The sequence below is a fragment of the Natrinema sp. H-ect1 genome, from assembly GCF_041821105.1.
Classification (GTDB): Archaea; Halobacteriota; Halobacteria; order Halobacteriales; family Natrialbaceae; genus Natrinema; species Natrinema thermotolerans.
The window spans coordinates 301,590-314,257 of sequence record NZ_JBGUBA010000003.1; the positions used below are offsets into that span (position 1 = coordinate 301,590).

Below are 12,668 nucleotides of genomic sequence, written 5' to 3' on the forward strand. Positions count from 1 at the left end.
AAACGTGGTGTTGATCCGTTTCCGGGATCGCCTTGGGGTCATCCGGCGCATCTGGGACACAGCGGACGTAGCTCGAACCCTGTGATTTTCGGCACTGTCGGCCACGGGGACTCCCAGCAAGGGCCCTTCGCGCGAGGCGCGAACCGGTTCCGCCGGCGTTGCCGTCACTATTGATTCGGATTCACAGACTCGTACACACGCCCCCCGAAATTCGCGTGCTTTCGACTCACTGAACGGCCCCGTTTCAGTCCAACAACGACGGGCCCTCGTGGTCCAGTCGTATAGAACAGTGTCTCGAGTGGTGGCTCGACTCGAGAGATGCACACGCGATGTCGCGACTCGTGTGCATATTCGGGGATCGGATTCTGTCGACGTACATCCACAGGGAGGCTTGAGCTTTCATTGATGTTCTGCATCTGAAATCGTATATGATTAAAAGGGAGTATACGAATATTCACTACACTCTCAATGCCGTCACCTCTCCGTCCTGTCTCTATTCATGACAATACCGGCACTCAGATTCGTGCCCAGCACCTGATTGGTGTTGATGAATCGGGGAATGAGGCATCAACGGATGGAATTTGTGTCTGTGTTGCAGTTCGAACTCAGCGCAGTGGAGATCTGGATCTAGTCCGATCTCTTATTCAAAGTAATCTAAAGCCGTTTAAGCACAAATCCTCGTCTCTTGTCCGATATGAGGATGTGTGTCTTGATGAACGAACGAACCGTGTTGAAGATTTCATAGATTCGCTAGAACAAACATCAGTCACATGGGCTGCAGTTGCATGTGTAGAGGAAGTTACGATAGAGTCACAGGCCGCTGCTACAAGTATGGCAGCAAAAAAGGCAGTAACCAACGCTATCGGTCAAGATATCTTTAGTGGGAAGTCTGATCCTGCTGCTCTCCTCCATGATGGGACACAAGACCAGTATTCAGATTATGAGAAACACCTCCGGAAACAGATTTCAGCAGACTTTGATAATAGCTTTCAATATGAGATCTGCCCTGTCCACCTGACATTTATTCAAGACGCCGATCGCACATATCCACAATCCAATGCGGCAGATTATATTGCAGGGTATATACGCGAGAAGTTGGATAACGATCACACTATTGGGGATCTCCCATTCGAAAATATTCATCGGCTTGACCCATCGTGGATTCGGACAGCAGGTGAGTCGGTCCCATTTTATCAATTAGCCGAATTTGATCCAATTCGAGAAGACCGCCTTCGATCCCGGATTCTGAGTTGGCTAATTGGAAAAGGGATTCCACAAGATCCCGAACCAACTACACAAGATCCATATCGGGATATTGTAACCCAAATCACAGACGAGAGCGTTCGGAAGTATCTCCTCACAGAAGTTGAAACGGAATGAACCGGATGTCATTAGGCTGTGAGCTACTACCTCACTGCCCTCACCGGTGCGGCGGCGCGTTACGCTAACCGCCAGCACCGCATCCTCATCTCATAGTACCCTCTCTCTGCTCATAAGTCCTTCTATCAGATGTTTGCAGTACTATCAATGTAATATAGGCCAACATCAAATATATCATCCAGTATGTTATGTAGATTACCGTAGTTGTGAATAGTATTGATCCAGGCATCCACAAATAACACTTAATTATCAAATAAACTATGTTATATGCTCAATCTCTCCGTATCCCGTTTAGAGGATATACAATAGCGTTAATCTCTTTCCAGATACGGTCAATAGACAAAACAAATGCGATAATTATATGCAGGTACATTATGATGTTCAAGTATGACACAAGACAAGGTCTATAGGATTGATAATGAGACTACGCTCCAGTTCCGCTCGGTAAATCTCACTCCAGAGGACATTGATCGACTAGAAAGATGGGGTATCATAGAAGACACACAGCTACGAAGTGGAAGTGGAATAAAAGGCCAACGGATAGACGGCGTTCAAATGGACTTTCAGGCTGTGAGAGAGCTTGCATATGAATATGATCTTCTACAAAAAGTGGCGAGTCGTGTTGAGACACAAATACTGGACTGTTTCCGAAGTTCTAAGGAAACAACGCTTACTACTGCTGAAATAGCCGACCAGATTGACCGTCCAAAATCAAGCATCAGTCGCTCACTCGGGCAACTTGTAGAAAAGGGTCAGCTCACAAAAGTCCAGAATGGTGTGTATCGGCGAGCAAAATAGATCCTTGTCTCACTGATTAAGTAATCGAAATACCATCTTTCCCTCGCTATTTTCAAGATATTATTACAGAAAAACAGGTAAGTATATACATCTCTATGGGTTCGTGTGTTTCACCTAGATATCCCGCGCAAAGGTGAGGGTAGGATGCTGTAATTTTTTGGCGCTGTCGCCTTGGCGACACCCGCCAAGGCGTTCTCGTCGCACTCGAGGGCATACGCTTCTCGCGTCTCATTTGGAACTCGAGCCACGCTCGAGAACCTGCGCTCCGCGCAGAACCTTAGAATCCGATCTTGTAGCCACCGCTTACCGATCGTTCACGATAACGGAGGGATCGCCCGGATTTGAACCACGCGAACGGCTCGCTATCGCTCGCCGTTCTCTCGTTCGAATCCGGGCTCGTTCCAATTGCTGCTGCTCGCGATTTGCTCGCAGCAGCAATATGGGATCGCCCGGATTTGAACCGGGGTCACGGGCACCCAAGGCCCGAAGTATACCAAGCTAACCCACGATCCCGTACCATCCGCTACCGTCCCAACGCCATAAAGCGTTTCGTTACGGTCCGAACGGTTTTGGGGGCTGCCGTGATACCGCCGCTATGACCGGCCTCGAGATTCTGGTGTTGGTGGCAGTCCTTGCACTCGTCCTCGTCGCGGCCCAACTCGTCAGAGCGGCCAGCCCCTTCATCGTCAACGCGATCGTCGGCCTCGTCGTCTTGTACCTCGCCCAGGCGGTCTTCGGCCTCGCGATCGCGATCACGCCGGTCGTCATCGCCATCGTCGCCCTCGGCGGTCTTCCCGGCTCGATCGTCGTAATCGTCCTGTCGGTCCTCGAGATCGCGTTCGTCTGACTATCGGCTGAGGGTTCGCGCGATCTCCTCGTCGGTGGCCTCCGAGTCCGCCGCGGGCTCGAGGTCGTCGCTTGCCTCGTCCTCCCACTCTGCGAGGAGGTCGGCGACTTCCTCGTCGGTCGCTTCCGGGAGTGACTCGTCGGTATCGTCGGCGACGACCTCGTCGAAGATCGTTCCGAACGTCGAGACGACCCGGTCCTCGTGACGGGTGGGGTCGAAGTGAAAGTGGGCGTAGGCGTCGACGTTCGCCAGCCGGTTTGTGAGGACGTGTGCGAACTGGAAGACCGCCTCGGGCGAGGTATGTCGGAGGAGTGCGTCCAGCGAGTCGAAACAGACGGCGATATCCTCGTCGGCCGCGGACCAGTGCTTGCAGAACCGACTGATGGCGACGCCGATCTCGGAGAGGTCGGTCGGATCGGTGACCGAGTCGGTGACGACTGTCTCGCCGAAGTCGGGGGACGACTCGGTCCCCGAATCGGCCAGCACGTCCCCGATGGTGAGCAGGCCTCGCTTGCCATCGACGTCGTCCGCGGCCGGTGGCTCCGGTGTCTCGTCCCCGAAGGTCACTATGAGTCGCGCCGTCTCCGCACCCTCGTGACACAGTTGTTCGCAGGCGTCGGGCTCGTCGCAGTCAGGATGGACGAGCAGGAGGTTCGCCGGCGGCTCGATCGCGGCTGGCGTAAGCGGATCCATGATAAGGCCGGGGAGATCCCCGCGTTGGCCTTCGATTGCGCGCTCTCGTTCTTTATGGTTCCGGCCGGATCGAGACCGCGGGCACGGCCGCCGTCACCGATCGTCGACGGTCACAGCTCTGCGTCGCGTAACTCGATGTCGGCGACGAGTTCGTAGGGGTGGGCGTCCTTCCGGATGCCGTCGAGCAGGGTAAAGGCCTGTCCGGGCGCGAGGAAGTGTTCGGTGACGACCTGTCCCAGCGGCGTGGGCTCGAAGCCGTCGATGAAGTCGTACTCGAGCAGTTTTCCGATGGCGTGTTTCGTGGGGACTTCGCCGAGCATGCGGTCGTTCAGCGACTTCGCGGCCTTGCCGCCGACCGCGACGTTCGCGAGGGTCTCCTCGACGGCGGCGGCCTCGTCGTAGTGGGTCATCACGGACTCCATCTCCCCCTTGAGGAGCTTGAACGCGACCTCGTCCTCGGTCATCTCCATCGAGTTGTGGTAGGCGGTGTCGGGTTCGACCAGCACGTACACTTTCCCCTCGTCGTGGTAGTCCGGCCGTCCGGCTCGTCCGAGCATCTGGTGGAACTCCTGGACCGAGAGCCACTCGATGCCCATCGCCAGCGAGTCGAAGACCACCTGCGAGGCGGGAAAGTCGACACCGGCTGCGAGCGCGGCGGTCGTGACGACCGCCGACAGCTCCTGCTCGCCGAACTTGCGCTCGACTTCCTTGCGGCGTTTGTAGTCCAAGCCGGCGTGGTAGGGCGCGGCCGAGTAATCGAGTTTGCGCGAGATTTCGTGACAGCGCCGCCGGGAGTTGGTGAAGATGATCGTCTGCCCCCGGTACCCCTTCGACGATTCCGTATCGAATTCGCGTTTGACGAGTTTGTTCTCTACCCTGACTTTCTCCTGGCCGTCCGCGAAGGTGACGTGGCGTTCGATCGGGACCGGCCGCTCTTCGAACTCGATGAGTGTCGACTCGAGTACCTCGGCGAGGTGTTCGGGGTTGCCGACCGTCGCCGAGAGGTAGACCCACTGCGCGCCGCCGTAGTCGTCGCGGCGCTTCGCGCGCTGCTCGCAGGTGTACTTGAGTCGGGAGATCAGCCCGTCCAGCCGGTGGCCCCGGTCGTCCTCTTTCAGGGTGTGGACCTCGTCGATGACGACGGTTCCGATGTCGCCCATCTCCTTGCCCGTCCGCAGAGCGTGGTCGATCCCCTCGTAGGTGCCGACGATGACGTCGGCCTCGGGATCGAACCGTTCGCCCTCGTCGGCGATCCGGCTCGCGCCCACGCGAATGGAGACGTCGACGAGGTGGCCGTACTCGTCCTGAAAGTCCTCGTACTTCTGGTTTGCCAGCGCCACGAGGGGCACGAGAAAGAGCATCGTCCCCTTATCGTTCAACACGCGGTTGATGCCGGCCAGTTCGCCGACCAGGGTCTTCCCGGTCGCCGTCGCGGAGACGACGAGCTGGTCGTCGCCCTCAAAGAGACCGTGTTCGACCGAGAGGCTCTGGACCGGTAGCAAGGTATCGAACCGGTCCTCGAGTAAGTTCTGCAGGCCTGGATGCAGGTTCAGCGAATCGGTCCGGACGGGGTCGACCTCGTCGGTCGTCGCCGAGATGGTATCGAACTTCGTCAGATCGGGATCGAGCCGCCCCTTGAGGAGGTTGACGATCCGTTCTAGGTCCTGGACCTCCATCATGAGGTCCTCGAGGCGTTCCTTTGCGGCACCCGAGACCGCGCCACCGCCGGAAAAGGACAGTTGGCGCTCGAGTTCCTGCCGAGCGCAGTCGCGACAGATCCAGTCGTCGTCGTCCTTGACGGCGGTGTCGGTCGTGATCGGCGAGTACCGCCCCGCGCCGGCACAGTACCGACAGGTCCGGACGGTCTTGGTCTTGTCCTCGAGCTGGTAGCCCGCGAGCATCTCCCGCAGGTCCTGTCGGCCCGCGGCGGAGGTCTGTTCGGAGATACGGATCCGCTTGGCTCGGCGGGCCAGTTCGACGAACTCGTCGGGCTGGCGGGGCTCCTCGCTCGAGCCCTGTTTCAGCCGGAACTTCGCGGGGCGTGGCCCGGCCGAAGTCTCCGAGAGTCCGAGTTTCGCGCGGAATAGCCGTTTGCCGTCACGTTCGACGACGACGAGGTAGTCGTCGCCCGTCTCGTGACAGAAGATCGTTTCGACCTGCTGGACCTGCTTCGACACGGAACGGAGTAGGCCGTGACGGTATTTCAGCGATTCGGACTGCGGCGACGGCGATGGCGTCCATATCCGTCGGGACCGATCTATAGCCGTATATATAATTCTTAGCGAGGTACATATCGGGGGCGTCGGAATCCGACGCTGTATGGGGATACTTTCGTGGGAGACCGTGCCGGGAGTCCGCCGCAGCTACGCGCTCCGGTTCTTCGCCGCGCTCGTCGCCATCCTCGTGGTGATCGGGGCGTTCGGGGGCAGTATCTACGCACACACCGGGACCGAACTCGAGTCCGAGGTCGAATCGCAGCTGGTCGGCGACGCGAAACAGGACGCCGATCGGCTCGACATCTGGTTCCAGTCGACTGAACGGCAGCTGGAATCGCTGCCCAGATCGGCGGCGTTTCGCGGCGACGACCGGGTCGCGATCGCCGATTCGCTCAACCGCCTGACCGACCGGTCCGCCGTCGAAGGGGCCTACTACGTCGGGTCGGACGGCACCGTTCACGTCGACGCCGGGACGGACGCGGTCGTCGACGACGACCGGACCGTCAGTCCGGCGGTCGCCGACCGGCTCTCGAACGCGGCGGCGGACGGGTCGCAGGTCGTCTTTTCCGAGGCGTTCGAGACGGGCGACGGGCGACCGGCGATGCTCGCGATCAGTCAGGTCCCGGGCGAGTCCGACCGGGCCCTCGTGGCGCTCGTCGACCTCGAGTCGCTGTCCCGGTACATGGTCGGGGGCGACGACACGAACGAGGTCGTCGTCACCGACGCGAGCGGGACGGTCGTCCTCGCCGAGGACCGCTCGCTGTTGCTCGGAAACGATACGGTCGCGCCGACGGGTGCCGGTGACGACGCCGGAACCACGTCGATCGAGGGCGAGGACGACGAGACGCTCGTTGGATACGCGGACCTCGGGAACGCGGACTGGACGCTGACGACCCGCGTGCCGGCCTCGCAGGCCTACTCGCTGCAGTCGGACATCTCGAACTGGATCCTCGCGATGCTCGCGGTCTCCTTCGGGGGGATGCTCGTCCTCGGCGCGACCGTCGGCCGGTCGACGGCCCGATCGCTCCGGTCGCTGTCCGACCGCGCGGCTGCGATCGAGGACGGCGATCTCGCGGAGCCAGTCGAGTCGGACCGGAGCGACGAACTCGGGGAGCTGCACCGCTCGCTCGATCGAATGCGCCGATCGCTGCGCGATCGCCTCGAGGAGACCGAGGCCGCCCGGGCAGAGGCCGAACGGGCCCGTTCGGAGTCCGAGACGTTCTCCCGGCACCTCGAGCGGACGGCCGACGAGTACGGCGCGACGATGCAGGCCTGTGCCGAGGGCGATCTCACGCGGCGGCTCGAGCCCGATACCGAGAGCGAGGCGATGGCGACGGTCGCCCGCGAGTTCAACGCGATGATGGACGACATCGAGGCGACGGTCGCCGCTGCACGGGCCTTCGCCGACGCGGTCGACGACGCGGCCGCGTCGACGGCCGACGGCGTCGTCGAGGTGCAGTCGGCCTCTCAGCAGGTGACGACGTCGGTCCAGGAGATCGCCGACGGGGCCGAGCGCCAGAGCGACCGGCTCGCGTCGATCAGCACCGAGATCGACGAGCTGTCGACGACGACCGAGGAGATCGCGGCGACCTCATCGCAGGTCGCCACCCTCGCGGAACGGACCGCGACCACGAGTACCGACGCCCGCCGGGCCGCTCGCCGCGCCATCGAGGGGATGAACGCCATCGAGGACGAGGCCGACGCGGCCGTCACCGAGGTCGACCGCCTCGAAGCGGAGATCGAGGCGATCGACGACCTCCTCGAGTTCATCGGCGGGGTCACCCAGGAGACGAACCTGCTGGCACTCAACGCGAGCATCGAGGCCGCCCGCTCGAGTTCCGACGACGCGGAGTTCACGGCCGTCGCCGATCAGGTCAAGTCACTCGCTGCGGACACCCAGGAAGCCGCCGAAGACGTCGAGGAGCGCCTCGAGCGGGTCAGCCGCCGGACCGAAGCGGTCGCGGCCGTCGTCCGCGAGACCGACGACCGGATCGCTGACCACCGGGAAGCGGTCGAGACCACGGTCGGAGCGCTCGAGGAGATCTCGGACTACGCCGCGGAGACCAACGACGGCGTCCAGGAGATCTCGGCGGCGACCCAGCAACAGGCCGGCGCGACCCAGGGGCTCGTCTCGATGACCGACGACGTGACGGCGATCAGCGAGGAGACCAGCGCGGAGGCGGAGACGGTCGCGGCGGCCGCGGAGGAACAGACGTCGTCGCTTGCCGCGGTGTCCCGGACCGCAACATCGCTGTCGGACCGTGCGCGGGAACTCTCGGACGCGCTGTCGACCTTCGAGGTCGACGCCGAGCCGGCGGACATCGTTTCGAGCGGGACCGAGGGCGAACCGCCGGCGGTCGACGATTACGCGGCCGACCCGGACGCCGACGAGCGCGGGGTCGCGGACGAATCGTCGGCCAAGCGGCCGTTCGACTGGCTCGAGGCGCGGTAGCCTAGAAGTCGCCGTTGACGATGTCGGCGACCCGCTGCCGGTCGAACAGTTCCTCCTCGACGCCGTAGACCTGTTTGGCCGCACGTTCCGTGACGACGAGATTCGTGATCGGACCCTGATAGAGCGGGCCGCCGCGGTAGACGTCGCCGTTCTGGACGGCCATCAGTTCCCGTGCGGTGTCGTCGTCTTCCATCTGCGAGACGATCGTGTCCTGGAACTCCTCGGCGGTCTTGCTCTCGTGTCCGCGGAACAGGATGATTTCGGGATCGATCTCGAGGAGCGTTTCGTAGTCGACCTTCCCGCGCGTGCTGTGAAAGTCGCGCACGTCGGCGTTGGCGAACGCGTCCTTGACCCCGAGGTCGCGCCACTGCTTGAAGCTCGTTCCCTCGCCGATCAGATACGGAGAGAACGACCCCATATCGCTCTCGACGGCCCACATGATCGCGACCTCGGGCCGCTCCTCTTCGGACGGAACGATCTCCTCGACGTTCGACTGGAACTCGTCGTGGACCTCGCCGAAGGCCTCGTAGCGCTCGGTCTCCTGGAAGACTTCGGCGAGTTTCCCGAACGCCTCGTACAGAGACAGGTACTCGTAGTCTTCGTGCCACGGGTAACCGGTCGAGAAGATGCTGTTCCCGAAGAACGGCGCGATGTCGTTTTCGATGTCTTCGATGTCGCTCTCGCTGACATCGTCGCCGAACCGGTTCGTCAGGAAGTTGGGGTCGATGACGTGGACGTCCCCGTCCATCTCGTAGAACGTCTCCGGATCGACGCCGTCGTCGGAGATCCGCGTCATCCCCGATTTGTCGACGCTGACGTCGGGAATCTCGTCGTAATACTGCGTGTGGTATCGGGACGGCAGCCAGACGCCTTCCGGCGGGTCCTGGCCCAGCGCGATCCCCATATCGGCCCAACTCCCGTTGTTGGCGACCCACGTCTCCGGGACGCCAGGGAATCCGACTTCGCCGACCGGCGGCATCGACACCGTGTATTCGATCTCGTTCCCGGACGATCCGAGGGAATCGAGACAGCCGGCCATCGCACCGACGCCGGCGACCGCCCCACCCGTTCGAAGCACGTTGCGCCTCGTTACGCTGCGTTCATTACTCATCGTCTTTTAGGCTGACCTAAAAATAGAAAAACCCACCGATTGGTGACGGGGCGGTTACCGATCCGGGAGCGCTCGCTTGGGGAGGACCTGTAGTTCGGGTTCGTATTCGACCGTGGCCTCGATGCCGAACACGTCGGCCAACAGCTGTTCGGTGACGACCTCCTCGGGCGGTCCCCAGTCGTACAGTTCCCCGTCGTGCATCGCGACCAGATAGTCCGCGAAGCGGGCCGCTTGTGCGATGTCGTGGAGGATGACCGCGACCGTGACGCCCCGGTCCTCGTTCAGTTGTCGGATCGTCTCGAGGACGCGGAACTGGTGGTGGACGTCGAGAAACGTCGTCGGCTCGTCGAGCAGCAGGACGTCGGTGTCCTGTGCCAGCACCATGGCGATCCAAGCCAGTTGCTTCTGCCCGCCGCTCAGTTGGCCGAGTTCGGCGTCGCGGATCTCTTCGATGCCGGCTAGCTCGATCGCTCGCTCGACCGCTCGATGATCCGCCTCGTCGCGACCGTCGAAGAACCCGCGGTGTGGGTAGCGGCCGTGATAGACGAGGTCTTCGACGGAGATCGAGCCCAGCGAATCGTTCTCCTGCGATAGAACCCCCAGTTCGCGTGCCAGCCCCTTCTGACTGAACGAGTCGAGGTCCTCGCCGTGGATCCGGATCGTTCCGGCGTCCGGCTCGAGGTGGTTCGAGAGCGCCTTGAGGAGCGTACTCTTCCCGCTGCCGTTCGGCCCGACGAGTGCGGTGACCGCTGCCTCGGGGATGTCGAGTCGGGCACACTCCACGACGGTTCCGTCGCTCGACGGATAGCTGAGTTCCAGCCCGTCGCCGACCAGTGCGCTCTCGATTTCGACGCCCTCGTCGTCGGTGATTCGTGTCCGTTCTCGGTCCGCATCCCGCTGTGTACGTGCCATTATAGCTCACCCATCGATTGCTGTTTCCGCATCAGGTAGAGGAAGTACGGGCCGCCGATCAGACCCGTCACGACGCCGACGGGCATCTGCGTCCCGCCCATCGCGAGCCGGGCACCGACGTCGGCGGTAACCATCAGTGCGGGGCCGGCGAAGGCGCAGCCGATCATCAGCCGCCGGTAGTCACCGCCGACCGTGTTTCTGACGATGTGGGGGACGACGAGACCGAAGAAACTGACAACGCCGGCAACGGCGATGGCGACGCTGGCAGCCAGAATCGCGACGCCCGAGAAGAAAAAGCGGACCCGTTCGACGCGCATTCCAAGCGATCGCGCGGTACTCTCGCCGAGCATCAGGACGTTCAACTGGCGCGCGCCGGCGAGCGCGATCCCGATCGAGATCACCGCTGGTAGGATCGCGATTCGGACTTCTTCCCACCCGGTTCCCGTCAGCGAGCCCGTGATCCAGGCGATCGCCGTCTGGACGACGCCCAGATCGTCCGCGAAGAAAAACAGTCCCTGCTGGAGCGACTGGAAGACCATGTTGACGATCACGCCCGCGAGCACGAGCCGAACGGGGCTCGTCCCCCCCTTCCAGGCGATCGCGTAGACGATCCCGAACGCGAGGGTCCCTCCCAGTGCGGCGATCAGCGGGAGGAAGGGCGTGAGACCGCTGAACACGACAAGTGTCGCCAGTACGGCGAATCCAGCGCCGGAGCTGACGCCCAGAACGAACGGACTCGCCAGCTCGTTTCGCGTCACGGCCTGAAAGATCGCACCCGAGACCGCGAGCGTCGCACCGGTGATAATAGCGACGAACACCCGCGGTAGCCGGAGGTTCCAGACGACGATACTGTCGGTACTCATGTCCGGCCGCTCGGTGCCGAACAGGAACGAGGCCCAGGCGTTGAGATCGAAGATCACTGCAGGGTTGAACACCGCCTTCCAGGCCTCGAGAAACGTCATCGAGTACTCTCCAAAGCTCACCTGAATCAGGCCCGCAACGACCGTGACGACCGTACTCGCCAGGCAGAAGAGGACGAGGGTCCCCGTTACCCAGCCGTCTCGCTGTCCGGTCGTCGCGTGCCCGCCGACCGACTCCGCTTCTGCCATCTTGATTTAGGTATACCTAAAAGATGTATAGTAGTTGCGGTCCAATGCCGCCGTGCTAGTGGCTTGCGAGGAAGGATGGGATAGCGGGACCTGGCTCCGGCGGGCGCTCACCCGCTGAGTACCCTCACTCGAGCAACTCGATCTCGTCGTCGCCGTTTGGCACCGCACAGATGAACGCGCCCGGCCGGTCGCTCTCGTTGCGGTACCAGTGGACCGTCCCCGCGGGGATAAGCAGCGAGTCGCCGGCTTCGACCTCGTACTCCTCGTCCTCGAGCCCCACGGTGTACTCGCCCGCGAGGACGTACTGTTCGTGTTCGACGTCGTTGGTGTGTTTCGGTACCTCGGCGCCGGGTTCGAGGACGAACCGTCGGATCGCAAACGTCGGCGCGCCGTGATCGTCGTTGAGCAGGACGGCCTTCTCGAGGCCGTCGGCTGCCTCGACGGTCTCGTACTCGAGGTCCGCGCCGCGGCGAAGCAGTGGCTCGGTCATACCGGAACACAAGCGCCGTCGCTACTAAAGGCCAGTGTCACGGCCACGAGCGCTGCGGCTCGGGGATATAAAATACTGCAGTCAAGTGCCGATACCGTTACGAATCCGCTCTACAGGCGCTCGACGTTCGTCGCGCGCGGGCCCTTGGGGGCCTGCTCGATGTCGAACTCGAGCTCCTGTCCTTCTTCCAGGTCCGGGCCGCCGATGTCTTCCATGTGGAAGAACACGTCGTCGTCCGCGTCCTCAGTCTCGATGAATCCGTAGCCGCCAGTGTCGTTGAAGAAATCAACGGTTCCTTTCGCCATTGCTTCTAAAGAGAACGGCCGGGGAGTCTTAAACCCTGTGACTCCGGAGTCGTCTCGAGAACTGTCGGATACGACGCGCTCGGGCCCTCAGATACTGTCGCCGTCCTCGAGTCGCTGGACCGAGATAGCGATGAAGTACACGAGCATGAACAGGAAAAAGCCCCCCGAGAGGCCGACCAGTTCCACCGTTCCCACGCCGTCGGGGTTGATAAGGGCGAAGGCCGCCATCCCGACGACGAACACGGCGATGATGAAGCCGCCGACGGCGTAGTAGAAGCCGAGATCCGACTCGAGTCGTTCGCGCATGCCTTCCCCTTTCGGCTCCCAGTATAAGTATTCGGAGTCTTGGGAGCCG

General features: G+C 61.7%; 12 protein-coding genes and 1 tRNA gene. 4 read left to right on the top strand and 9 right to left on the bottom strand.

The window, feature by feature from the left end; translation table 11 throughout:
- Positions 1-702: 702 nt before the first annotated feature.
- Entirely contained in the window at positions 703-1,380 is a 678-nt protein-coding gene (locus tag ACERIM_RS09870; RefSeq protein WP_172704512.1) for a hypothetical protein, read from the top strand.
- Positions 1,381-1,767: 387 nt separating this feature from the next.
- Entirely contained in the window at positions 1,768-2,178 is a 411-nt protein-coding gene (locus ACERIM_RS09875) for a helix-turn-helix domain-containing protein (protein ID WP_084813283.1), read from the top strand.
- A 440-nt stretch (positions 2,179-2,618) separates the two neighbouring features.
- Here ACERIM_RS09875 and ACERIM_RS09880 read toward each other — a convergent pair.
- Positions 2,619-2,691, bottom strand: a tRNA-Pro gene (locus ACERIM_RS09880).
- An 82-nt stretch (positions 2,692-2,773) separates the two neighbouring features.
- Here ACERIM_RS09880 and ACERIM_RS09885 point away from each other — a divergent pair.
- Entirely contained in the window at positions 2,774-3,025 is a 252-nt protein-coding gene (locus ACERIM_RS09885) for a pro-sigmaK processing inhibitor BofA family protein (protein WP_006182897.1), read from the top strand.
- Here the strand turns inward: ACERIM_RS09885 and ACERIM_RS09890 are convergent, their stop codons facing one another.
- The gene (locus ACERIM_RS09890; RefSeq protein WP_006649753.1) at positions 3,026-3,718 is read right to left on the bottom strand and encodes a hypothetical protein; all 693 of its coding nucleotides are present in this window, start codon (positions 3,716-3,718) and stop codon (positions 3,026-3,028) included.
- Between the two features lie 110 nt (positions 3,719-3,828).
- Positions 3,829-5,895: a DEAD/DEAH box helicase gene (locus ACERIM_RS09895; RefSeq protein WP_006649754.1), complete on the bottom strand. Its 2,067-nt coding sequence runs from the start codon at positions 5,893-5,895 to the stop codon at positions 3,829-3,831.
- Between the two features lie 142 nt (positions 5,896-6,037).
- On the opposite strand from ACERIM_RS09895, the gene ACERIM_RS09900 reads away from it, so the two are divergent.
- Positions 6,038-8,386, top strand: coding sequence for a methyl-accepting chemotaxis protein (locus ACERIM_RS09900; RefSeq protein WP_373632371.1), 2,349 nt, complete (start codon positions 6,038-6,040; stop codon positions 8,384-8,386).
- A 1-nt stretch (position 8,387) separates the two neighbouring features.
- Here the strand turns inward: ACERIM_RS09900 and ACERIM_RS09905 are convergent, their stop codons facing one another.
- From ACERIM_RS09905 to ACERIM_RS09930, 6 genes are all read right to left on the bottom strand, one after another.
- Positions 8,388-9,497, bottom strand: a complete 1,110-nt coding sequence (locus ACERIM_RS09905) for an ABC transporter substrate-binding protein (RefSeq protein WP_373632372.1) — start codon at positions 9,495-9,497, stop codon at positions 8,388-8,390.
- A gap of 54 nt (positions 9,498-9,551) precedes the next feature.
- Complete coding sequence (locus ACERIM_RS09910) at positions 9,552-10,409, bottom strand: ABC transporter ATP-binding protein (RefSeq protein WP_373632373.1); 858 nt, start codon at positions 10,407-10,409, stop codon at positions 9,552-9,554.
- Positions 10,409-11,518, bottom strand: a complete 1,110-nt coding sequence (locus tag ACERIM_RS09915) for a FecCD family ABC transporter permease (protein ID WP_373632374.1) — start codon at positions 11,516-11,518, stop codon at positions 10,409-10,411. The genes ACERIM_RS09910 and ACERIM_RS09915 overlap by 1 nt, the downstream gene beginning before the upstream one ends.
- A 124-nt stretch (positions 11,519-11,642) precedes the next feature.
- The gene (locus ACERIM_RS09920) at positions 11,643-12,008 is read right to left on the bottom strand and encodes a cupin domain-containing protein (RefSeq protein WP_006649760.1); all 366 of its coding nucleotides are present in this window, start codon (positions 12,006-12,008) and stop codon (positions 11,643-11,645) included.
- Between the two features lie 110 nt (positions 12,009-12,118).
- Positions 12,119-12,313, bottom strand: coding sequence for a cold-shock protein (locus ACERIM_RS09925; protein WP_005554588.1), 195 nt, complete (start codon positions 12,311-12,313; stop codon positions 12,119-12,121).
- An 87-nt stretch (positions 12,314-12,400) separates the two neighbouring features.
- On the bottom strand, positions 12,401-12,619 hold the full coding sequence (locus tag ACERIM_RS09930) for a hypothetical protein (protein WP_373632376.1): 219 nt from the start codon (positions 12,617-12,619) through the stop codon (positions 12,401-12,403).
- Positions 12,620-12,668: the final 49 nt, after the last annotated feature.